This is a genomic window from Stenotrophomonas maltophilia group sp. Smal17 (genome assembly GCF_030237045.1).
GTDB classification, from domain to species: Bacteria; Pseudomonadota; Gammaproteobacteria; order Xanthomonadales; family Xanthomonadaceae; genus Stenotrophomonas; species Stenotrophomonas forensis.
The window spans coordinates 1-21854 of record NZ_JASJSU010000068.1 but is presented as its reverse complement, the minus strand read 5'-3'; the positions used below and the strand labels follow the sequence as shown (position 1 = coordinate 21854).

The following is a 21854-nucleotide window of genomic DNA, read 5'->3' as shown; positions in this document are numbered from 1 at the left end:
TTTTGACGTTGAGGTTGGCGGCCAGCGGCCGCCACTACCGCGGGTGCAGGGCGCAGCCCTGCCAGCACACCCACACCCTCACGACACTGAATCGAAAACCGGTTTCGGCACGGCACTTGCACAAGCTCCAGCAGACAACCCCATCCCTGTTTCTGGAACCGTTGCAGATGTCCCACTCCGTCACTTCGATCCTCTCCCAGATCCGCTCCTACCAGACCCAGGTGGGACAGTCCGCGGCGCTCAACCCGCTGGCCGAAGCGCCGCGTAGCAATGCCCTGCCGGGCACGGTGCTGGATGCGCCGCAGGTCCAGCCCGCCAGCTTCACCGAAACCCTGCGCGGAGCGATTGCCGGCGTCAACGATGCGCAACAGAAGTCCGGCGCCCTGGCCAAGGCCTTCGAAATGGGTGACCCCAGTGCCGACCTGGCCAAGGTGATGGTCGCCTCGCAGCAGTCCCAGATCGCCTTCCGCGCCACCGTGGAAGTCCGCAACCGTCTCGTCCAGGCTTACCAGGACGTGATGAACATGCCGCTGTAAGGAACGTTGACGCATGGCACTGACGCTCTCCAAGGACAGCCTGAACGCCGAGAAGGCCGGGCAATGGTTCGACCGCCTGCAGAGTCTGCAGATCACCCGTCGGCTGGGCCTGATGGCGATGATCGCGGTGGCGGTGGCGGCAGGCCTGTCCGTGTTCTTCTGGTCGCAGAAGCCGGGCATGGTCCCGCTGTATACCGGCCTGGACCAGAAGGCGACCGCTGAAGCGACCGACCTGCTGCGCGCCGCGCAGATTCCGTTCGCGCTCGACCCGGCCACCGGTGGCATCACCGTGCCGGAAAAGAACCTGCACGACGCCCGCCTGAAGCTGGCCGGATCGGGCCTGACCGACAGCGGCAAGCTCGGCTTCGAGCTGATGGAACGCGACCCCGGCTTCGGCGTCAGCCAGTTCGTGGAAAGCGCGCGCTACCAGCACGCGCTGGAAACCGAACTGTCGCGCACCATCAACACGCTGCGGCCGGTGCGCGATTCACGCGTGCACCTGGCCATTCCCAAGCCCAGCGCCTTTACCCGCCAGCGTGACGTGGCCAGCGCCTCGGTGACGCTGGAACTGCGCGGCGGCCAGCAGCTGGAACGCAGCCAGGTCGACGCCATCGTGCACATGGTGGCGGCCAGCATCCCGGACCTTGCGCCGGAACGGGTGACCGTGGTCGACCAGAGCGGGCGCATGCTCAGCGTCAGCGATCCGAACAGCGAGGCTGCGGTCAACGCCGCCCAGTTCGAGCAGGTGCGCCGCCAGGAAACCTCGTTCAACCAGCGCATCCGCGAACTGCTGGAGCCGATGACCGGCCCGGGCCGGGTCAACCCGGAAGTGAGCGTGGACATGGATTTCTCGGTGACCGAGGAAGCCCGTGAGCTTTACAACGGTGAGCCGCAGAAGCTGCGCAGCGAGCAGATGAGCGAGAACAGCACCACCACGCCGGGCCCGCAGGGCGTGCCGGGTGCGACCAGCAACAGCCCGCCGGGCCAGCAGGCCGCACCGGCCACCGCGCAGGCGCCGACCGAAAGCAGCAAGAACGCGACCCGCAACTACGAGCTGGACCGCACCCTGCAGCACACCCGCCAGCCGGCCGGCCGCATCAAGCGCGTCTCGGTGGCGGTGCTGGTGGACAACGTGCCGCGCGCCGGTGCCAACGGCAAGGTTGCGCCGCAGCCGCTGTCGGCCGCCGAACTGACCCGCGTCGAAGCGCTGGTCAAGCAGGCGGTCGGTTTCAACGCCGAGCGTGGCGACACCGTGTCGGTGATGAACGCCCCGTTCGTGCGTGACACCACGCCGGTCGAAGGCCCGGCCTGGTGGGAACTGCCGTGGGTGCACGATGCCGGCCGCATGCTGCTGGGTGCGGTGGTGGTGCTGGCCCTGCTGTTCGGCGTGCTGCGCCCGGCGCTGCGCGCGATCACCGGCCAGAAGAAGAACGACGAGCAGGCACTGGAGCCGCATACCGCGGACGTGCAGCTGGTGGATGACGATGGCATGCCGCTGCCGGCGCTGGGCGCCGACCGCGCCAGCCTGGGCGGGCCGGATGCACTGGCCCTGCCGGTGGATTCATATGAGGAACGACTGCGGATGGCGCGTGAAGCCGTGAAGACCGACTCCAAGCGCGTGGCCCAGGTGGTCAAGGGCTGGGTGGCCAATGACTGAGGCACAACTGACCGGTGTGCAGCGCGCGGCGGTACTGCTGCTGTCCCTGGGTGAGCTGGACGCGGCCGAGGTGCTGCGCCACATGGAACCCAAGGAAGTGCAGAAGATCGGCATCGCCATGGCCACCATGACCGATATCACCCGCGAGCAGGTGGAACGGGTGATGGACCAGTTCGGCCAGGAGCTGGGCTCGAAGACCTCGCTGGGCGTGGGCTCGGACGACTACATCCGCAACATGCTGGTGCAGGCGCTGGGCAGCGAAAAGGCCGGCAACCTGATCGACCGCATCCTGCTCGGCCGCAACACCACCGGCCTGGATGCGCTGAAGTGGATGGACCCGCGTGCGGTGGCCGACCTGGTGCGCAACGAGCACCCGCAGATCATCGCCATCGTGATGGCCCACCTGGAAACCGACCAGGCCGCCGATGCGCTGAAGCTGCTGCCCGACCGTACCCGCGTGGACGTGCTGCTGCGCATTGCCACCCTCGACGGTATTCCGCCGAACGCGCTGAATGAACTCAACGAGATCATGGAGCGCCAGTTCGCCGGCAACCAGAACCTGAAGTCGTCCAACATCGGCGGCGTGCAGTGCGCGGCCAACATCCTGAACTTCATGGACAGCGGCCAGGACCAGGCGATCCTGGGCGAGATCGCCCGTATCGACGCGCCGCTGAGCAACCGCATCCAGGACCTGATGTTCGTGTTCGACGATCTGGTCGACCTGGACGATCGCGAAATGCAGCTGGTGCTGCGCGAAGTGAGCGGCGAGCGCCTGGGTCTGGCTCTGCGCGGTGCCGACATCAAGGTGCGCGACAAGATCACCCGCAACATGTCGCAGCGCGCGGCGGAAATCCTGCTGGAAGACATGGAGGCCCGTGGCCCGGTGCGCCTGTCCGACGTGGAAGGCGCGCAGCGCGAGATCCTGGCCATCGTCAAGCGCATGGCCGATGAAGGCACCGTCACCATCGGTGGCAGCGCGGAGGCCATGCTGTGAGCAACGTCGTGCGCTGGCTTGCCCCGGATCTGCTGGCCCAGCCCGAACCGGCCCGGGCCCAGGAGGATGTGTTCGAACTTACCGAGCCGGACCCGGAGCACGAGCCGGAGCCGCCGCTGCAGCTGCCGACCCTGGAGGAAATCCAGGCGATCCAGGACAGCGCCGAGAAGGAAGGCTTCCAGCACGGCCATACCGAAGGCTATGGCCAGGGCCAGGCCGAGGTGCGTCGCCTCGCCGCGCAGATCGAAGGCATCCTCGACAACTTCAGCCGGCCGTTGGTGCGGCTGGAAAACGAAGTGGTCGGCGCGCTGGGCGAGCTGGCGGTGCGTATCGCCGGTGCGCTGGTCGGTCGTGCCTACGAGGCCGAGCCGGCGCTGCTCGCGCAGCTGGTCGGTGAAGCGATCGATGCCGTGGGTGGAAGCACCCGCGAGGTGGAAGTCCGCCTGCACCCGGACGACATCGCCGCCCTCGCCCCGCTGTTGAACCTGTCGCCGCAGCAGCGCCTGGTACCGGATACCAGCCTCAGTCGTGGCGACCTGCGCGTGCACGCCGAAGCCGTGCGCATCGACGGCACCCTGGAAGCGCGCCTGCGCGGTGCGCTGGATGCGGTAATTCGCCAGACCGGAGCAACCGCATGAGCCCGGAATCGCAAGCCGCGCCACAACCGGCGGCGCAGCCGGCCGATTGGGCCGTGGCCCGCAACCTGCGCCTGGCCAGCCGTCTCGACGGCCTGCGCGTGGACACCGCGCATGGACGCGGGCTGATCCGCGAGGGCGTGCTGCGCCGCGCGGTCGGGCTGACCCTGGAAGCGGTCGGCTGCGAGGCGCCACTGGGCGCCAGCTGCAAGGTCGAAGTGGTCGATGGCGGCTGGGTCGATGCCGAAGTGGTCGGCTTTGCCGGCGAACGTACCTACCTGATGCCCAGTGCCGAACTGCACGGCCTGCTGCCCAACGCGCGGGTGGTGCCCTCGGCGCGCCGTGGCGGCGTGGAAGTGGGCGAAGGCCTGCTCGGCCGCGTGATCGACAGCGACGGCGTACCGCTGGACGGCAAGGGCCCGATCCGCGCCGAAGGGCATGTCGGCATGGCCGGCGTGTCGATCAATCCGCTGGCGCGCGAACCGATCACCCAGCCGTTGGACGTCGGCGTGCGCGCGATCAATGCGCTGCTGCCGATTGGCCGCGGCCAGCGTGTCGGCCTGTTCGCTGGCTCCGGCGTCGGCAAGTCGACGCTGCTGGGCATGATGACCCGCTACACCGCCGCCGACGTGATCGTGGTTGGCCTGATCGGCGAGCGCGGCCGCGAAGTGCGCGATTTCGTCGAGACCACGCTGGGCGAGGAAGGCCTGCGCCGCGCGGTGGTGGTCGCCAGCCCCGCCGATCGGCCGCCGCTGGCACGCCTGCACGGCGCCTACCGCGCCACCGCCATCGCCGAGTGGTTCCGCGACCAGGGCTTGAACGTGCTGCTGCTGATGGACTCGCTGACCCGCTTCGCGCAGGCGCAGCGCGAGATCGGCCTGTCGGTGGGCGAACCACCAACCACCCGCGGCTACCCGCCGTCGGTGTTCGCCAAGCTGCCGGCACTGGTCGAACGCGCGGGCAACGGTGCCAAGGGCCGCGGCTCGATCACCGCGTTCTACACGGTGCTGACCGAGGGCGACGATCCGCAGGATCCGATCGCCGATGCGGCGCGCGCGATCCTCGACGGCCACATCCTGCTGTCGCGCCGCGTCGCCGACAGTGGCCTGTACCCGGCCATCGACGTCGAATCGTCGGTCAGCCGCGTGGTCACGGAAATCGCCGACGAGCCGTGGCGCCTGCGCATCCGCAAGCTGAAGCGGCTGGTGTCGGCCTACTCGGCCAACCGCGACCTGATCGCCATCGGTGCCTATCAGCGCGGCAACGACGCCGCGACCGACGAAGCCCTGGAACGTTGGCCGGAAATCATGGAGTTCCTCGGCCAGGACGTTGCCAAGGCCGCAGATCTCCCGCACAGCCAGGCGGCGCTGCAGCGCCTGGTGGAACAAGAGAGCTAAGCCATGAACCAGTCCAAGCGCATCGATCCCCTGCTCAAGCGGGCCCAGGAACACGAGGACGCGGTGGCCCGCGATCTCGCCGAACGCCAGCGCGTGCTCGATACCCATCTATCGCGACTGGACGAACTGCGCCGTTATGCCGAGGAGTACGCCAACGCCCAGATGGCGGCGACCAGCCCGGCGCAACTGCTCAACCGTCGCGCCTTCCTCGACCGCCTCGACAGCGCGGTGGAGCAGCAGCAGCGCACCGTCGACGGCAACCGCGAGAAAGTGGAAGCCGAGCGGGCACGACTGATCCTGGCCAGCCGCGACAAGGCCGTACTGGAGCAGCTGGCCGCCAGCTACCGCGCGCAGGAGAAAGTGGTGACCGACCGCCGCGACCAGCGCGAAATGGATGACATCGGCGCGCGCCGGGCGCGGCTGGTGCAGGCCGAAGACCAGGACGGTGCCGAGCAGGGAGGCCGCGCGTGATGCCCGCTCCACTCAGCGGCAGCGCCAGCGCCCAGCCGCAGGGCTCCGGCAATGGTGCCGCGCGTACCCCGCGCAGCGACAGCAACAAGGAATTCAGCCAGCTGCTGCACGGAGGCGCGCCGGCTGCCGATGCGCCCGCCCGGGCGTCGAGCACGCCGACACCCACCACCCCGCAGGGTCCAGCGTCGGACAGCAGGGATCAGGCCGGCAGCGAGCGCAACCCGGACACCGCCGCCGCACCCGAGGACACCGCGGCCGTGGTGCCTGCAGTACCGGCCAAGCCCCTTGCCGAGAAGGACGCACCGGCTGCAACCGAGGAGGCGCCCTGGCCGCCGCTGGGCCTGGCCGGGCTGGTGCTGGCGGTACCGCTTCCCGCCGATCCTGCCGCTGCCCTGCCCGCCGCTGCGGTTGTGCCGGCCACCGACACTGACGGCGTTGCCCTGCCTGCCACAGCTGCACAATCGGCCGCTGCGGTTGTGCCGGCCGCTACCACGCCGGCTGCCGCCGCCACCGAGGGCAAGGCCAACGCCGCGTCCGGCACCGAGCAGGCGACCACGCTGCCACTGCCTGAGATGCTGCTGCCCGGGAAACGCAGCGAGCGTAGCGAAGACGGCGACGCGCCCCTGATCGGCGAGCGCACCGCGGCGCCCCTGCTGCACGCCCCGGCCAACGCCGCGGTGCAGGACCTGAAGGCCGCGCTCGCTGCTGGCAACGCGATCTTCAACGGCGAGCCGACGCCGAAGCCGGTGCTCGGTGATGATGGCTTCGACCAGGCCATCGGGGCGCGGCTGGGCTGGCTGGCTGACCAGAAGATCGGCCACGCCCACATCCGGCTGAGCCCGGATGACATGGGCCCGGTCGATGTGCGCCTGCAGTTGAATGGCGACAAGGTGCATGCCAGCTTCAGCAGCCCGCATGTGGACGTGCGCCAGGCCCTGGAAAACAGCCTGCCGCGCCTGCGCGAGCTGCTCGGCGAGCAGGGCTTCCAGCTGGCCCACGCCGATGTCGGCCACCAGGCCCCCGGTGGTGACGGCAATGCGTCGGGACCATCCAGTGGCGGCGGGCTGGCCGGTGACGGAGAACCGACGCCGGGCGACGCCAGCGTCTCCCCCGCCCAGTTGATCCGCCAGCGCGGGTTGCTGGACGCCTACGCCTGACAGGCGTGCCAACCAAGGTTGGCACCCACCGACACAGGTATCCGACGGAATTCCGTCGCACCCCTCCACCCGCCCTTCGGCACGCCCCTTGCATATCCCGGTGAAGCAACCCTCAGGAGCTTCACCCCGTGGCCGCAGCCGCTGAAAAAACCAAGAAGACCGCCGAGAAGGACAAGACCGCCAAGCCGCGTAGTCCGATCCTGATCACCGCACTGGTGGCCGTACTGGCCGCCGCAGCCGCCGGTGGTGGCGTCTGGTTCTTCACCCAGTCCAAGCACGAAGAGAAGGCCGCGCAGGCGCCGAAGAAGACCGCCACGCCCGCCCCCGCCCAGTACTTCGCGCTGGACCCGGCCTTCGTGGTCAACCTCAACGGCCCGGTCGACGGCCCGCGCTACCTGCAGCTGGAAGTGCAGCTGATGACCCGCGACCCGGCCGCGCTGGAGGCGATCAAGACCCACGCCCCGGCCATCCGGGCGCGCCTGCTGATGCTGTTCTCGCAGGTCAGCCCCGACCAGATCGCCGATATCGCCGGCAAGCAGAAGCTGCAGGCCGCCTCGCTCGCCGAAGTGCAGAAGGTGCTCAAGGCCGAGACCGGCAGCAACGGCGCCGATGATCTGCTGTTCACCAGCTTCGTGACCCAGTAAGGGCCCACCGATGAATGACCTGCTGTCCCAGGACGAGATCGATGCCCTGCTCCACGGCGTGGACAGTGGCGCGGTCGAGACCGATCCGGAACCGCCGTCAGGCGAGGCGCGTTCGTACGACTTCGCCAGCCAGGACCGCATCATCCGCGGTCGCATGCCGACCCTGGAAATGGTCCACGAGCGCTTCGCGCGCCTGTGGCGGATCGGCCTGTTCAACCTGATCCGCCGCTCAGCCGAGCTATCGGTGCGCGGCATCGAGCTGATCAAGTTCAACGACTACATGCACTCGCTGTATGTGCCGACCAACCTGAACCTGATCCGCTTCAAGCCGCTGCGCGGTACCGGCCTGATCGTGTTCGAGCCGACCCTGGTGTTCGCCATCGTCGACAACTTCTTCGGCGGCGACGGGCGCTACCCGACGCGCATCGAGGGCCGCGAGTTCACCGCCACCGAAATGCGGGTGATCCACCTGCTGCTGAAGCAGACCTTCGCCGACCTGCGCGAGGCCTGGGCACCGGTGATGGACGTCGACTTCGAGTACATCAATTCGGAGATCAACCCGCACTTCGCCAACATCGTGACCCCGCGCGAATACGTGGTGGTGTGCCGCCTGCACGTGGAACTGGACGGCGGCGGCGGCGACATCCACGTCACCCTGCCGTACTCGATGCTGGAGCCGATCCGCGAACTGCTCGACGCGGGCATCCAGAGCGACCGCAACGACCGCGACGAGAGCTGGGGCCAGACCCTGCGCGAGCAGCTCAACATCGCCGAGGTGACGCTGTCCAGCGTGCTGGCCAGCAAGCGCATGACCCTGCGCGACCTGACCCGGCTGAAGGTTGGTGATGTGCTGCCGATCGAGCTGAATCCGCAGGTGCCGCTGTGCGTGGAGAACATCCCGGTGTTCACCGGCGAGTTCGGCATCGCCAACGGCATGAACGCCGTGAAGATCACCGCTACCCATCCGCCGGGCACCCGTCCGCGCGTACCCGTCATCCAGGAAGACCCGCAATGAACGATATCGACGCCCTCGAACCGACCCCGGCCCAGTTCAGCAGCCTGCAGGCCGATGAGGCGAACGGTCCCGACCTGAACCTGGACGTGATCCTCGACGTGCCGGTGACCCTGTCGCTGGAAGTCGGTCGCGCCCGCCTGCCGATCCGCAACCTGCTGCAGCTCAACCAGGGCTCGGTGGTGGAACTGGAACGCGGCGCCGGCGAATCGCTGGATGTGTTCGTCAACGGCACCCTGATCGCCCACGGCGAAGTGGTGGTGATCAATGACCGCTTCGGCGTGCGCCTGACCGACGTGGTCAGCCCGAGCGAGCGGATCCGGAGACTGCGTTGAGCCTGCTGGCCTCCACCCTGCTGGCGGTCGGCAAGACCCCCGCGCCGATTGGCCCGCAGGTCGGCCAGCACGCGGCCGCCGCACCGAGCCTGTTCGGTGCGGTGCTGGCGCTGCTGGCGGTGCTGGCCCTGGTCATCGGCCTGGGCTGGCTGCTCAAGCGCCTGCCCGGCAGCGGCTTCCGCCCGGCCGAAGGCATGAAGCTGGTGGCCAGCCTGAGCGTCGGTGCCAAGGAACGCGTGGTGGTGGTGGAGGTCAACGGCCAGCAGCTGCTGCTGGGCGTGACCGCCGGTGGCATCAATACCCTGCACACCCTGCCCGAACCGCTGCCGCCGCCGGCACCGGTGCGCGTGCCGGATTTCAAGAACCTGCCGAATTTCGCCCAGCTGCTGCAGCAGCGGCTGCGCAAGGACCCCTGACATGCGTGTCACCCGTACCCGTGTTGCCACCCTGATGCCGTGGCTGCTGTTGCTTGCCCTGTGCCTGTTGCCGGCACTGGCGTTCGCCGCGCCCGGCGCGCCGACCACGCCGCTGCCGGACATCAACGTCGGCAAGATCGGCGGTGCGCCGGTCAGCCTGCCGCTGCAGACCCTGCTGCTGATGACGGCGATCACCCTGATCCCATCGATGCTGCTGGTACTGACCTCGTTCACCCGCATCATCATCGTGCTGGGCCTGCTGCGCCAGGCACTGGGCACCGGGCAGACGCCGTCCAACCAGGTGCTGCTGGGGCTGGCCCTGTTCCTCACCGCGATGGTGATGATGCCGACCTGGGACAAGGCCTGGAGTGCCGGCATGGCGCCGTACCTCAACGGCGAGATCGACTTCCAGACCGCGTGGACGCTGACCACCACGCCGCTGCGTGGCTTCATGCTGGCGCAGATCCGCGAGACCGACCTGATGACCTTCGCCGGCATCGCCGGGCACGGTACCTATGCCAGCCCCGACGCGATCCCGTTCCCGGTGCTGGTTGCCTCGTTCGTCACCAGCGAGCTGAAGACCGCCTTCGAGATCGGCTTCCTGATCTTCATCCCGTTCGTGATCATCGACCTGGTCGTGGCCAGCGTGCTGATGTCGATGGGCATGATGATGCTGTCGCCGATGCTGGTGTCGGCCCCGTTCAAGATCCTGCTGTTCGTGCTGGTGGATGGCTGGGTGCTGACCGTGGGCACCTTGGCGGCCAGCTTCAATCCGGCCTGATATCCCTCGTAAAGCGCAGTCGAGCATGGCTCGACTCTACATAAGCAGATGGAACCCGAATGTCTCCCGAACTTGCCTTGACCGAACTGCGTGGCGGCCTGATCACCGTGTTGTGGGTGGCCGGCCCGTTGCTGCTCACCGTGCTGGTGGTGGGCGTGGTGGTCGGTGTCGTGCAGGCCGCGACCCAGTTGAACGAACCGACCATCGCCTTCGTCGCCAAGGCGGCGGCACTGACAGCCGTGCTGTTCGCACTGGGCAGCCTGCTGATCGGCCACCTGGTTGAATTCACCACGCTGCTGTTCCAGCGCATTCCGCACCTGATCGGCTAGGACGCGCAACTCGATGGATGCCGCTACCCAGATGGCCGCCGACGGCCTGCAGGCCTTCGGCATGATCGGCACCGTGCTGTGGACCATGCTGCGCATCGGTGCGGTGGCCATGGCGATGCCGATGGTTGGAACCCGCGCAGTACCGGCGCGGGTCCGCGTGGTGCTGGCCGGCACCCTGGCCATCGCGCTGGCGCCACTGTTGCCGCCCGTACCCGAGTGGACCGGCTTCGATGCCGCCACCGTGCTGACCATCGCCCGTGAACTGGCGATCGGCGTGGCCATCGGCTTCCTGCTGCGGCTGGTGTTCGAGGCCGGCGCGATGGCCGGCGAACTGATCGCCCAGGGCACCGGCCTGGCCTTCGCGCAGATGAGCGACCCATTGCGCGGCGGCACCTCGGGCGTGATCGGCCAGTGGTTCTACCTGCTGTTCGGCCTGCTGTTCTTCACTGCCAACGGCCACCTGGCCTTGATCTCGCTGGTGGTGGACAGCTACCGGGCGCTGCCGATCGGCGCTCCGCTGCCGGACCCGCACGCGTTCTTCAGCATCGCCCCGACCTTCCTGCTGACCGTGCTGCGTGGCGCGCTGACCCTGGCGATTCCGCTGACAGTGGCAATGCTGGCGGTGAACCTGGCCTTCGGCGTGCTGGCCCGCGCCGCGCCGGCGCTGAACCCGATCCAGCTCGGCCTGCCGGTCTCGCTGCTGCTGGGCCTGTTCCTGCTGGCCCTGCTGGCCGGGGAAATGGGCCCGCCGGTACAGCGCCTGTTCGACGCCGCCTTCCAGGCTGCGGACGCGGTCACACGCTGACCCGATCATCACGTTTTGCCGCTTGCCCTTCCCCCGGGTCTGCGCGTTAGAGTGAATGCGTGGCGTCCAGGGGGGACGCCACGATCGGCCGGCGCTCCGCGCCAGCCCGCCTCATGCATGCCCCACCGTGGTTTCCGTCGACAGGCAGGTCCGGGAGACTGACGAATGCTGGTAGGCACGTACAACCCGTGGCTGGTAGCGATCTCGTTGCTGGTTGCCGTGATGGCCTCGTACACCGCGCTGGCGATGGCCGGGCGCACGGTCACCGCACCCGGCAAGGGCGCTGCCTGGTGGTGGCGGCTCGGCGGCGGCTTCGCCATGGGCCTGGGCATCTGGTCGATGCACTTCATCGGCATGCTGGCCTTCAACCTGCCCATCCCACTCGGCTACGACCTGCCGATCACCCTGCTTTCGCTCGCATTGGCCATCGCCTCGTCGGTGTTCGCGCTGTGGCTGGTCTCGCTGCGCACCCTGCCGCACCCGCGGCTGGCCGGTGGTGCGCTGCTGATGGGCACCGGCATTGCTGGCATGCATTACGTTGGCATGGCCGCCATGCGCATGCGCCCGGGCATCGAATACGACCCCGGTTGGCTGCTGTTCTCGCTGATGGTGGCGGTCGCCGCCTCGTGGACCGCGCTGTACGTGGCATTCCGCCTGCGCGCGCAGCGCACGCGGGTGGGTGATCGGCTGGCCGCGGCCGGCCTGCTCGGGCTGGCCATCGTCGGCATGCACTACACCGGCATGGCCGCCGCACGCTTCCCGGAAGGCAGCGTCTGCGGCGCGGCGGTGGGCGACGGGCTGCAGAGCGAATGGTTGGCGATGCTGGTGGTGGTGCTGACCGTGGCCATCCTGGCCGTCGTGCTGGTGGTGTCGTGGCTGGATCAGCGCGTGGAAGCGCAGCTGCTGCGCCTGCGCAATTCACTGCTGAGCACCTCGCTGACCGACGCCCAGCAGGAACTGACCCAGGCCGCGCTGCACGACCCCCTGACCCGCCTGCCCAACCGCCTGCTGCTGCAACGGCGCATCGTGCAGGCGCTGGCCGAGGCGGAACAGGGCGGCAACCGCTTCGCGGTGATGTTCATGGACCTGGACGGGTTCAAGCAGGTCAACGATGCCTATGGCCACCAGGCCGGTGATGCCCTGCTGGTGGCGGTGGCGGAGCGAACGCGCCAGCTGTTGCGGCCGCACGACATGCTGGCACGGCTGGGCGGCGATGAATTCGTGCTGGTGGTGCGCATCGAGCACGACGAGGACCTGCCGACCCTGGCCCGTCGCATCCTGCAGGCGGTGGGCAGCGGCCCGCTGCTGCCCGACAACGAACTGCAGGTGACCGCCAGCATCGGCGTGGCGATCTGCCCCGACCACGCCGCCAGCGAGCGCCAGCTGATGGCCTTCGCCGATGCAGCGATGTACCAGGCCAAGGAATCCGGGCGCAACGCCTTCGTGCTGTTCGCCGACTGGATGAACGACAGCGCCGAGCAGCAGTTCCGCCTGCTGGCCGACCTGCGCCGGGCGATCGGCAGCGATCAGCTGTTCCTGAACTACCAGCCGAAGATCCGCGTGGCCACGCAGAAGGTGGCCGGCGCCGAGGCGCTGATCCGCTGGCGCCATCCCGAGCATGGCCTGATTCCGCCGGATCGCTTCATCCGCCTGGCCGAACGCAGCGGCGCGATCAACGACATCGGTCGCTGGGCGCTGGACCAGGCCTGCCAGCAGCTGCGGCGCTGGCACGACGCCGGCCACGAAGGCTGGTCGATGTCGGTGAACCTGTCGCCGGTACAGTTCAGTTCGCCGCATCTGCTGCAGGACGTGCGCACGGTGATCGAACGCCACGCCATCGCGCCACGCCATCTGGTGCTGGAGATCACCGAAAGCACGGTGATGCGCGATACCGACACCAGCCTGCGCCTGCTGCAGGCGCTGTCGGCGCTCGGCGTCGGCATTTCCATCGACGACTTCGGCACCGGCTATTCCAGCCTGCTGTACCTGAAGCGGCTGCCGGCCACCGAGATCAAGATCGACCACGCCTTCGTGCGCGACCTGGAGCACAGCGCTGAGGACGTGGTGATCGTCTCGGCGATCGTGGCGCTGGGCCACGCACTGGACATGGACATCGTGGCCGAAGGGGTGGAGACCGCTGCCCAGCGCGCCTACCTGGAACGATTGGGCTGCGACTACCTGCAGGGCTACCTGCTCGGTCGCCCGGTCGATGCCGCCCGCTTCATGCAGCTGCACGACCTGCCCCGGCCACGGGTGGAACTGGCGCAGAGCCCGCCGACCCAGCATCCACCCGGGTAACTCCGGGCTGCACGCCTGCGGGGTACGGCCTGGTGCTGCCCGCACCTGCCCTGGCAGGTGCCCATCCTGGTTGGCACCTGAACCCGTCACGGAACAGTTCTTGCACGCACCCCGGCATCCCCTGCCGCAGTGCCCGTGATGTCCGAGAACGAATCCGCCGGCGAAAAGACCGAACAACCCACCGAAAAACGCCTGCGCGACGCCCGTGAACAGGGCAACCTGCCGCGCTCGCGCGAACTCGGCACGGCCGCCGTGTTCGGCGCCGGCGTGCTGGCGGTGATGGCCATGAGCGGCTCGATCGGCCGCGGCGCGACCGCCTGGATGAAGCATGCGCTCAGCCCGGAACAGAGCCTGCGGCAGAACCCGAAGGAACTGTTCGGCCACTTCGGCGACCTGCTGCTGCAGTTCCTGCTGGTGATCGCGCCGCTGGTGCTGGTCTGCCTGCTGGCCAGCTTCGTCGCGCCGCTGGTGATGGGCGGCCTGCGCTGGTCGCAGAAGGCATTGCTGCCCGACATCAACCGGCTGAACCCGATGAGCGGGCTCAAGCGCCTGTATGGCCCGGAGGCCATCGCCGAGTTCACCAAATCGCTGCTGCGCGTGGCCTTTGTCGGCGTGGCCGCCGGGCTGGTGGTGTGGACCGACTTCGACACCCTGCGCGGGCTGATCCACCACCCGTTGGAGACTGCCATCACCGACGGCCTGGGCTTCACCCTGCGGCTGCTGCTGGCCACCGCCGGCGCGATGCTGGTACTGGCCGCCATCGATGCCCCGTACCAGCGCTGGAACTGGATGCGCAAGCTGAAGATGACCCGTGAAGAGCTGCGCCGGGAAATGAAGGAAAGCGAGGGCAGCCCGGAAGTGAAGGGGCGCATCCGCCAGCTGCAGCAGCAGATGGCCAACCGCCGGATGATGGAAGCGGTCCCCACCGCCGACGTGGTAGTGGTCAACCCGACCCACTACGCGGTGGCCCTGAAGTACGAAGGCGGCGCCATGAACGCCCCCACCGTGGTCGCCCTGGGCGTGGACGAGACCGCCCTGCGCATCCGTGAAGTGGCCGACGGCAACAAGGTCGCGATTGTCTCTGCCCCGCCTTTGGCACGCGCCTTGTATCGGGAAGGCCAACTCGGAAAGGAAATCCCCGTGAGACTGTATTCGGCCGTCGCCCAGGTCCTGTCCTACGTCTACCAGCTGCGCTCCTGGCGCACTGGGCCGATGCCGGACGCCCCGCACATCCAGGTGGATGAATTCGGCAAGGGAGGCCGCCCGTGAGCGCCCAGCCCTCCTCCGGCTTCAACACCCGCCGCGCCCTGGAAATGATCCGCCAGGGACTTGGCGCGCCGCTGATCGTGCTGGCCCTGCTGGCCATGGTCGTGGTGCCGCTGGCCGCGCCGGTGCTCGATGCACTGTTCACCTTCAACATCGCCATCTCGCTGATGGTGCTGCTGGCGGTGGTCTACGTGAAGCGCCCGCTGGACTTCACCATCTTCCCGATCGTGCTGCTGATCACCACCATGCTGCGGCTGGCGCTGAACGTGGCCTCCACCCGCGTGATCCTGCTCAACGGCCAGAACGGCCATGACGCCGCGGGCAAGGTCATTGCCGCGTTCGGCGAGTTCGTGATCGGCGGCAACTACGCGGTCGGCATCGTGGTGTTCGCGATCCTGACCATCATCAACTTCGTGGTCATCACCAAGGGCGCCGGCCGCGTCTCGGAAGTGACCGCGCGCTTCATCCTGGACGCGATGCCCGGCAAGCAGATGGCCATCGACGCCGACCTCAACGCCGGATTGCTGACGCGTGAAGAGGCCAAGGCGCGCCGCGAGGAAGTCCGCGAGGAAGCCGACTTCTACGGCGCGATGGACGGTGCCAGCAAGTTCATCCGCGGCGACGCCATCGCCGGCATCCTGATCCTGTTCATCAACATGCTCGGCGGCCTGGCCGTGGGCGTGATGCAGCACGGCATGCCGTTCGGCCAGGCGGCCGCCACCTACACCCTGCTGTCGATCGGTGACGGCCTGGTGGCGCAGCTGCCGGCGCTGCTGGTGTCCAGTGCGGTGGCGATGCTGGTCACCCGCGCCTCGCGTTCGCAGGACATGGCCCAGGCCATGACCGGCCAGGTGTTCGGCCAGTACCGCGCGCTGGCGATCACCGCCGGCATCCTCGGCCTGGTCGGGCTGGTGCCGGGCATGCCCAACGTCGCTTTCCTGACGCTGGCGGCGATCCTCGGCTTCATCGCCTGGAAGCTGTACCGCAAGGAGAAGGCACCGGCAGCCAACGCCGCGGCCGCAGGCGGCGACGCGGCCGCGCTCAATGCACTGGGCCGCCCGGCCGCACCGGCGCCGACCGCCGAACTGAGCTGGGACGAGCTGCGCCCGGTCGATCCGCTGGGCCTGGAAGTGGGCTACCGGCTGATTCCGCTGGTGGATGCCAACCAGGGCGGCGAGCTGATGGCGCGGATCAAGGGCGTGCGCCGCAAGCTGACCCAGGATGTCGGCTTCCTGATCCCCTCGGTACACATCCGCGACAACCTGGAACTGCCGGCCAACGGCTACCGCGTGCTGGTGCATGGCGTGCCGGTGGCCACCGCCGAGATCCATCCCGACCGCGAGCTGGCGCTGGACCCTGGCAGCGCGCTGGGCGCACTGGAGGGCATTGCCGGCAAGGACCCTGCGTTCGGCCTGGATGCCACCTGGATCCAGCCGCACCAGCGTGCCCAGGCCGAAACGCTGGGCTACACGGTGGTCGATCCGGCCACGGTGGTCGCCACCCACCTGTCGCACCTGATCCGCGAGCACGCGCCGGAACTGCTCGGCCACGAGGAAGTGCAGCACCTGCTGGCCAACCTGGCCAAGAGCGCGCCCAAGCTCGTCGAAGATCTGACGCCGAAGGCGCTGCCGCTGTCGGCGGTGGTGCGCGTGCTGCAGAACCTGCTGGTGGAACGCATTCCGATCCGCCAGCTGCGCAAGATCGCCGAAGCGCTGGTCGAGCATGCGCCCAGCAGCCAGGACCCGGCCGTGCTGACCGCCGCGGTGCGCACTGCGCTGGGCCGCTTCATCGTGCAGGAGATCGCCGGAATGTCGGCGGAGCTGCCGGTGTTCACCCTCAACCCGCAATTGGAACGTGTCTTGCAGGAGTCCACGCAGGGCAACGGCGCCGCGCTGGAACCCGGACTCGCTGAGCGACTGCACCAGAGCCTGGCCGAATGTGTCAGCAAGCAGGAAGCCCGCAACGAGCCCGCGGTCGTGCTGGTACCCGGCCCGGTGCGCGCCGCGCTGGCCCGCCTGGTCCGCCACAGCGTTCCGTCGCTGTCGGTCCTGGCCTACAGCGAGGTGCCGGAAGACAAGCGCCTGAAGCTGGTCGGAACGATCAGCTGACGCCGCCCTTCGATGCGCCAGAAAACAGACACCACCTTCGAACCAACGCAACAGACAGACACCAAGGGGAACCCGCACCGTGCAGACCACCGACCACCCGAGTTCCCCGACCGCCACTCCGCCGTCTTCGTCCCGTGACCACAGCATGAAAATCAAACGATTCGTCGCCGCCGACATGCGCTCGGCCATGAACCTGGTGCGCAAGGAACATGGTCCTGACGCCGTGATCCTGTCCAACCGCCGGATCGAGGAAGGCATCGAGATCGTCGCCGCCGCCAACTACGACGAGAGCGCCGTGCAGCGTGCACTGGAAGCCTCGCGCCGCGATGTGGCCCCGCCGCCCGCGCCCAAGCCGCGTACCGCCGCCGATGCGGTGATCGCCGCCGTCACCCGCCGCCGCAGCAACACCCCGGCACCGGAACCGGTGGCCGCCACCACCTCGGCCGTCGCTGCCCTCGCCCGTGCGGCCGTCGGCGCCACCGGCCGCACCCTGGACAGCGCCGACGAAATCGTGCCGACCCGCGGCAGCACCGGCTTCGCCGCCACGCTGGCACGCGCCGCCGTCAATGAACCGGCGCTGCCGGAGCAGATCTTCGCCCCGTTCGCCGAAGCCATCGTCGCGCCGGCCAACCGCGCCCGCTTCCTGATCGACCCGCCGCACGAGGCGCATCACGAAAGCCCGGCACCGGCCGTACAGCCACCGCCGCTGCCGACCGCTGCCGTGGCCGACATGCAGCCTGGCATCGCCGCCAGCGAACCGGCAGCGGTGGACGCCAACGACGAAGCCAGCCCGGCCCCGGTGCTGGCCCCGGCCCCGACGCTGACGGTGGTCGCCCAGGACGATGCCGAGATCCGCCAGCTGCGTCACGAAGTGGCCGGCATGCGCCAGGTGATCGAGCGCGAGATGAACCGCTTCACCGACGAGCGCCTGCGCGGCTGCCCGGTACGCGCCACCGCGCTGGACCTGATGGACGAATACGGCTTCGACGCCGGCCTGGCCCGCGACGTGGCCATGCAGATCCCGCTGGAGACCGAAGCGCACCGTGGCCGCGGCCTGATGCTGGGGCTGATCTCGCGCAAGCTGCCGATCGCTCCGGTCGACCCGCTGGAAGAAGGCGGCGTGATCGCCCTGGTCGGCCCGACCGGCGCCGGCAAGACCACCACCATCGCCAAGCTGGCCTCGCGCTTCGCCGAGAAGCACGCGCCCCGCGACGTGGCCCTGGTGACCACCGACACCACCCGCATCGGCGCCCGCGAGCAGTTGTACGGCTACGGCCGCCAGCTCGGCATCGCCGTGCACGAGGCCAACAGCGGCACCGACCTGGACCAGCTGCTGGAACGCCTGAAGGACTACAAGCTGGTGCTGATCGACACCGCCGGCCTGGGCCCGCGCGACCGTGCACTGGCCGCCCAGCTGCAGTGGCTGCGCGCCGCCCGCCAGGTCCGCACCCTGCTGGTGCTGCCGGCCAACACCAGCTTCGGTGACATGGACGAGGTGGTCCGCCGCTTCGGCGCCGCCAACCTGCAAGGGCTGGTACTGAGCAAGCTGGACGAGACCGGCCGCTTCGGCAACGCCCTGTCGGTGGCCGTCGACCACGCCCTGCCGATCACCTGGGTGACCGATGGCCAGGATGTTCCGGAGGACCTGCACCGGGCCAGCGCAGCCAATCTTGTACTTCGCCTTGAAGATTTGCGCCGAGCGGCCGATATGCCCTGCAACCCGGAGTTGAACCATGCCGTCGCGTGAGTACGCCAAGCTGACCAAGACCTTCCCGCTGTCGGCCACCCGCAGCGAGCCGCTCGGCCCTGTGCGCACCATTGCCGTCACCGGCGGCAAGGGCGGCGTGGGCAAGACCAACGTCTCGGCCAACCTGGCCGTGGCACTGGCCGGCATGGGCAAGCGCACGCTGCTGCTGGACGCCGACCTCGGCCTGGCCAACATCGACGTGATCCTGGGGCTGAACCCCACCTTCACGCTGGCCGACCTGGTCGCCGGCCGCTGCTCGCTGGAAGACGTCATCGTCGAAGGCCCGAACGGCGTGCTGGTGGTCCCGGCCGCGTCCGGCCGCCGCCACATGGCCGAGCTGGCCCCGGCCGAGCATGTCGGCCTGGTCAACGTGTTCTCCGAACTGGAACGCGAGCTGGACATCATGGTGGTGGACACCGCCGCCGGCATCACCGACGGCGTGCTGACCTTCTGCCAGGCCGCGCAGGACACCGTGGTGGTGGTCTGCGACGAGCCGGCCTCGATCACCGACGCCTACGCACTGATCAAGGTGCTGTCGCGCGAACGCGGCGTGGACCGCATCCAGGTGGTGGCCAACATGGTGCGCGACCCCAACGAAGGCCGCGTGCTGTACGAGAAGCTGACCCGCGTCTGCGAGAAATTCCTCGCCGATGTCTCGCTGAACTACCTGGGCTGCGTGCCGCAGGATGACTGGCTGCGCCTGTCGGTGCAGCGCCAGCAGCCGGTGGTGAAGGCCTACCCGTCCAGCCCGGCGGCGCTGGCGATCACCGAGATCGCCCGCCGCACCGCACGCTGGCAGGCGCCGACCGAACCGCGCGGCGGCGTCGAGTTCTTCCTCGAACGCATCCTCAAGCAACGTGGGGTGGCGGCATGAAAGGCGCAGCCCAGTACCGGGAGGTCCAGCGCTCGGCCGCCAACGAGGTGATCGCCCAGCACTCGGACCTGGTGCGGCGCATCGCCCACCACCTTGCCGCGCGCCTGCCGGCCAGCGTCGAAGTCGACGACCTGATCCAGGCCGGCATGATGGGCCTGATCGAAGCCTCGCGCAGCTACGACGCCGACCAGGGCGCCTCGTTCGAGACCTATGCCTCGATCCGCATCCGCGGTTCGATGATCGATGAGATCCGGCGGGGCGACTGGGTGCCGCGCTCGGTGCACCGCCGCGCCCGCGACGCCGCCGCCACCATCCGCCGGCTCGAACAGAGCAGTGGCCGTGCCGCCAGCGCCACCGAAGTGGCCGCCGCAATGGAGATGCCGCTGCCCGAGTACCTGCGGCTGATGGAAGATGCCGCACGCGGCCAGGTGCTGAGCCTGGAGTCGCGCATCGAGGACCAGGGCGAGCTGGACACCGTAGCGCAGGGCGGCCCGACCCCCCAGCAGGTGCTGGAGCGCGGCGAGTTCGGCCGCGAGCTGGGCAAGGCCATCGGCCATCTGCCCGAGCGCGAACAGCTGGTGCTCTCGCTCTATTACGAGCAGGAACTGAACCTGAAGGAGATCGGCGCGGTGCTCGGCGTGAGCGAGTCGCGGGTCTGCCAGATCCACGGCCAGGCCGTGCTGCGGCTGCGTGGCCGGCTGAAAATCTTCGAGGCGGCGGACGCCGGCCTGGAAGAATGAACATCCCCGAGGCGGCTGCCCCCGGCCGCCCGGAATGAACAACAAAGGAACTCTGCTTTGAACAAGAACATGCGCATCCTGATCGTCGACGACTTCTCGACCATGCGTCGAATCGTCAAGAACCTGCTGGGCGATCTGGGCTTCACCAATACCGCCGAAGCCGAGGACGGGCATGCTGCGCTGTCGCTGCTGCAGAGCCAGCCGTTCGATTTCGTGGTCACCGACTGGAACATGCCGGTGATGACCGGCATCGAGCTGCTCAAGGCGATCCGTGCCGATGCCAAGCTGAAGACCCTGCCGGTGCTGATGGTCACCGCCGAAGCCAAGCGCGAGCAGATCATCGAAGCCGCCCAGAGCGGCGTGAACGGCTACATCATCAAGCCGTTCACCGCGCAGACCCTGGAAGAAAAGCTGGGCAAGATCTTCGAACGCCTGGCGGCCAGCGCCTGATGGACACCACGGTCGACAAGAACGCCCTCGCCCTGCGCCTGCAGGAAGCCCTGGACGCACTGGAGTCCGGTGACGAGGCCGCCTGGCGGCAGCGCATCGACGGACTGGTCGCGCTGCGCACGCAGCCGATGATGAGCGGCCTTTCGCGGCTGGCCCGCGAACTGGGACAGGCGCTGGGTGAACTGCCGACCGTACCCAGCGAAGCCGGTGAGCTGGATGACGCCTGCGCGCGCCTGGACCACGTGGTGGCAATGACCGAACAGGCCACGCACCGCACCCTCGACCTGGCCGAGGAATGCCGCAGCCTGACCGAACAACTACGCGCCGAAGGCCTGCAGCCGGGCCAGGACGCGCAGCTTGAGCGCATCCGCCACAACCTCACCGAGATCGCCCTGACCCAGAGCTACCAGGACCTGACCGGGCAGATCATCCGTCGCGTGGTCGGCATCGTTCGCCGCGTGCACGAAGGCTTCGGCGCGCTCGGCCTGCCGCCGGAACAGCATCGCACCGACCCGGAACTGGCCGGGCCGGCACTGAAGGGACTGGACCGCCACGCGGTCTCGCAGAACGACGCCGACGACCTGTTGTCGGATCTGGGGCTGTAAGCATGAGCGCGGTATCCGACGACATCACTGCCGATTTCATCATCGAGGCCCAGGAAATCCTGGATCGGCTGGGCGAACAGCTGGTGTCGCTGGAGCAGGCACCGCAGGACAGCGAGCAGCTCAATGCGGTGTTCCGCGGCTACCACACGCTCAAGGGCGGCGCCGGCTTCCTCGGCGTCACCGCCATGGTCGAGCTGTGCCACGCTGCCGAAGAAGCCCTCGGCATCGCGCGCGCTGGCCAGGCCGTGTTGCAGGCCCATCACTTCGACGCGGCCCAGCAATCGCTGGATTACCTGCAGTCGATGCTCGATGCAGTGTCTTCCGGCACCGAACCGGGCTACGCCCCGCCGGAGCTGATCGCACAATTCGACATGCACGGCGGCGGAACCGTGGCCCCCACCGCCTCGGCACCCGCTGCCGGCGGCGGCGACCTGATCACCGAAGACGAATTCGAGGCCCTGCTCGACCAGCTGCACGGCGGCAACGCGCCCACTGCGGTGGCGCCAGCGAAGAAAGCCGACGACGGCCTGATCAGCGAGGACGAGTTCGAAGCCCTGCTCGACCAGCTGCACGGCGGTGCGGCCCCCGGCAGCAAAG

The 21854-nt window shown here is 68.7% G+C and carries 23 protein-coding genes; all 23 read left to right on the top strand.

The window, feature by feature from the left end; all coding sequences use genetic code 11:
- Positions 1–167 precede the first annotated feature (167 nt).
- Positions 168–536: a flagellar hook-basal body complex protein FliE gene (gene fliE / locus QRO93_RS15860; protein WP_006443488.1), complete on the top strand. Its 369-nt coding sequence runs from the start codon at positions 168–170 to the stop codon at positions 534–536.
- 13 nt (positions 537–549) lie between these two features.
- A complete protein-coding gene (gene fliF, locus QRO93_RS15855; RefSeq protein ID WP_008266228.1) occupies positions 550–2193 on the top strand; it encodes a flagellar basal-body MS-ring/collar protein FliF in 1644 nt (547 codons plus the stop codon).
- 7 nt (positions 2194–2200) lie between these two features.
- On the top strand, positions 2201–3187 hold the full coding sequence (gene fliG / locus QRO93_RS15850; protein ID WP_024958226.1) for a flagellar motor switch protein FliG: 987 nt from the start codon (positions 2201–2203) through the stop codon (positions 3185–3187).
- Entirely contained in the window at positions 3184–3825 is a 642-nt protein-coding gene (locus tag QRO93_RS15845) for a FliH/SctL family protein (RefSeq protein WP_049456082.1), read from the top strand. The genes fliG and QRO93_RS15845 overlap by 4 nt, the downstream gene beginning before the upstream one ends.
- Complete coding sequence (locus QRO93_RS15840) at positions 3822–5219, top strand: FliI/YscN family ATPase (protein ID WP_049456083.1); 1398 nt, start codon at positions 3822–3824, stop codon at positions 5217–5219. Before QRO93_RS15845 ends, QRO93_RS15840 begins: the two co-directional genes overlap by 4 nt.
- Before the next feature lie 3 nt (positions 5220–5222).
- Complete coding sequence (gene fliJ, locus QRO93_RS15835; protein ID WP_006443420.1) at positions 5223–5690, top strand: flagellar export protein FliJ; 468 nt, start codon at positions 5223–5225, stop codon at positions 5688–5690.
- On the top strand, positions 5690–6847 hold the full coding sequence (locus tag QRO93_RS15830) for a flagellar hook-length control protein FliK (RefSeq protein ID WP_180878080.1): 1158 nt from the start codon (positions 5690–5692) through the stop codon (positions 6845–6847). Before fliJ ends, QRO93_RS15830 begins: the two co-directional genes overlap by 1 nt.
- 128 nt (positions 6848–6975) lie before the next feature.
- A complete protein-coding gene (fliL, locus tag QRO93_RS15825; protein WP_133934588.1) occupies positions 6976–7491 on the top strand; it encodes a flagellar basal body-associated protein FliL in 516 nt (171 codons plus the stop codon).
- A 10-nt stretch (positions 7492–7501) separates the two neighbouring features.
- Positions 7502–8506 (top strand): flagellar motor switch protein FliM, encoded by a 1005-nt coding sequence (gene fliM / locus QRO93_RS15820; protein ID WP_008267348.1) that lies wholly within the window; start codon positions 7502–7504, stop codon positions 8504–8506.
- A complete protein-coding gene (fliN, locus tag QRO93_RS15815) occupies positions 8503–8838 on the top strand; it encodes a flagellar motor switch protein FliN (RefSeq protein ID WP_005409543.1) in 336 nt (111 codons plus the stop codon). Before fliM ends, fliN begins: the two co-directional genes overlap by 4 nt.
- Complete coding sequence (gene fliO, locus QRO93_RS15810; RefSeq protein WP_285304281.1) at positions 8835–9254, top strand: flagellar biosynthetic protein FliO; 420 nt, start codon at positions 8835–8837, stop codon at positions 9252–9254. Before fliN ends, fliO begins: the two co-directional genes overlap by 4 nt.
- Before the next feature lies 1 nt (position 9255).
- Complete coding sequence (gene fliP, locus QRO93_RS15805; RefSeq protein ID WP_049456087.1) at positions 9256–10035, top strand: flagellar type III secretion system pore protein FliP; 780 nt, start codon at positions 9256–9258, stop codon at positions 10033–10035.
- 59 nt (positions 10036–10094) lie between these two features.
- A complete protein-coding gene (locus QRO93_RS15800) occupies positions 10095–10364 on the top strand; it encodes a flagellar biosynthetic protein FliQ (RefSeq protein WP_005413254.1) in 270 nt (89 codons plus the stop codon).
- Between the two features lie 13 nt (positions 10365–10377).
- Positions 10378–11169 carry a flagellar biosynthetic protein FliR gene (fliR, locus tag QRO93_RS15795; RefSeq protein WP_008267295.1) on the top strand — a complete coding sequence of 264 codons (792 nt, stop codon included), beginning with the start codon at positions 10378–10380 and terminating at the stop codon, positions 11167–11169.
- A 165-nt stretch (positions 11170–11334) separates the two neighbouring features.
- The gene (locus tag QRO93_RS15790) at positions 11335–13467 is read left to right on the top strand and encodes a bifunctional diguanylate cyclase/phosphodiesterase (protein WP_049456088.1); all 2133 of its coding nucleotides are present in this window, start codon (positions 11335–11337) and stop codon (positions 13465–13467) included.
- 138 nt (positions 13468–13605) lie between these two features.
- On the top strand, positions 13606–14736 hold the full coding sequence (gene flhB, locus QRO93_RS15785) for a flagellar biosynthesis protein FlhB (RefSeq protein ID WP_180878081.1): 1131 nt from the start codon (positions 13606–13608) through the stop codon (positions 14734–14736).
- A gap of 44 nt (positions 14737–14780) precedes the next feature.
- Positions 14781–16841 (top strand): flagellar biosynthesis protein FlhA, encoded by a 2061-nt coding sequence (gene flhA, locus QRO93_RS15780; protein WP_180878096.1) that lies wholly within the window; start codon positions 14781–14783, stop codon positions 16839–16841.
- A 145-nt stretch (positions 16842–16986) separates the two neighbouring features.
- Positions 16987–18588, top strand: a complete 1602-nt coding sequence (gene flhF / locus QRO93_RS15775; protein ID WP_180878082.1) for a flagellar biosynthesis protein FlhF — start codon at positions 16987–16989, stop codon at positions 18586–18588.
- Positions 18575–19462: a MinD/ParA family protein gene (locus QRO93_RS15770; RefSeq protein WP_008267550.1), complete on the top strand. Its 888-nt coding sequence runs from the start codon at positions 18575–18577 to the stop codon at positions 19460–19462. The genes flhF and QRO93_RS15770 overlap by 14 nt, the downstream gene beginning before the upstream one ends.
- On the top strand, positions 19459–20202 hold the full coding sequence (locus QRO93_RS15765) for an RNA polymerase sigma factor FliA (protein WP_005413248.1): 744 nt from the start codon (positions 19459–19461) through the stop codon (positions 20200–20202). Before QRO93_RS15770 ends, QRO93_RS15765 begins: the two co-directional genes overlap by 4 nt.
- A 57-nt stretch (positions 20203–20259) precedes the next feature.
- The gene (gene cheY / locus QRO93_RS15760) at positions 20260–20652 is read left to right on the top strand and encodes a chemotaxis response regulator CheY (protein ID WP_006365466.1); all 393 of its coding nucleotides are present in this window, start codon (positions 20260–20262) and stop codon (positions 20650–20652) included.
- Entirely contained in the window at positions 20652–21257 is a 606-nt protein-coding gene (locus QRO93_RS15755; protein WP_006442968.1) for a protein phosphatase CheZ, read from the top strand. Before cheY ends, QRO93_RS15755 begins: the two co-directional genes overlap by 1 nt.
- Positions 21258–21259: 2 nt before the next feature.
- The coding region (locus QRO93_RS15750) for an Hpt domain-containing protein (protein WP_285304280.1) at positions 21260–21854 on the top strand (595 nt) is incomplete at its 3' end.

Coding starts and splice junctions, on each gene's coding strand:
- fliE (WP_006443488.1), top strand. CDS start 168: ATGTCCCACTCCGTCACTTCGATCCTCTCCCAGATCCGCTCCTACCAG.
- fliF (WP_008266228.1), top strand. CDS start 550: ATGGCACTGACGCTCTCCAAGGACAGCCTGAACGCCGAGAAGGCCGGG.
- QRO93_RS15840 (WP_049456083.1), top strand. CDS start 3,822: ATGAGCCCGGAATCGCAAGCCGCGCCACAACCGGCGGCGCAGCCGGCC.
- fliJ (WP_006443420.1), top strand. CDS start 5,223: ATGAACCAGTCCAAGCGCATCGATCCCCTGCTCAAGCGGGCCCAGGAA.
- QRO93_RS15830 (WP_180878080.1), top strand. CDS start 5,690: ATGCCCGCTCCACTCAGCGGCAGCGCCAGCGCCCAGCCGCAGGGCTCC.
- fliM (WP_008267348.1), top strand. CDS start 7,502: ATGAATGACCTGCTGTCCCAGGACGAGATCGATGCCCTGCTCCACGGC.
- fliN (WP_005409543.1), top strand. CDS start 8,503: ATGAACGATATCGACGCCCTCGAACCGACCCCGGCCCAGTTCAGCAGC.
- fliP (WP_049456087.1), top strand. CDS start 9,256: ATGCGTGTCACCCGTACCCGTGTTGCCACCCTGATGCCGTGGCTGCTG.
- QRO93_RS15800 (WP_005413254.1), top strand. CDS start 10,095: ATGTCTCCCGAACTTGCCTTGACCGAACTGCGTGGCGGCCTGATCACC.
- fliR (WP_008267295.1), top strand. CDS start 10,378: ATGGATGCCGCTACCCAGATGGCCGCCGACGGCCTGCAGGCCTTCGGC.
- QRO93_RS15790 (WP_049456088.1), top strand. CDS start 11,335: ATGCTGGTAGGCACGTACAACCCGTGGCTGGTAGCGATCTCGTTGCTG.
- flhB (WP_180878081.1), top strand. CDS start 13,606: ATGTCCGAGAACGAATCCGCCGGCGAAAAGACCGAACAACCCACCGAA.
- flhA (WP_180878096.1), top strand. CDS start 14,781: ATGATCCGCCAGGGACTTGGCGCGCCGCTGATCGTGCTGGCCCTGCTG.
- flhF (WP_180878082.1), top strand. CDS start 16,987: ATGAAAATCAAACGATTCGTCGCCGCCGACATGCGCTCGGCCATGAAC.
- QRO93_RS15770 (WP_008267550.1), top strand. CDS start 18,575: ATGCCGTCGCGTGAGTACGCCAAGCTGACCAAGACCTTCCCGCTGTCG.
- QRO93_RS15765 (WP_005413248.1), top strand. CDS start 19,459: ATGAAAGGCGCAGCCCAGTACCGGGAGGTCCAGCGCTCGGCCGCCAAC.
- QRO93_RS15755 (WP_006442968.1), top strand. CDS start 20,652: ATGGACACCACGGTCGACAAGAACGCCCTCGCCCTGCGCCTGCAGGAA.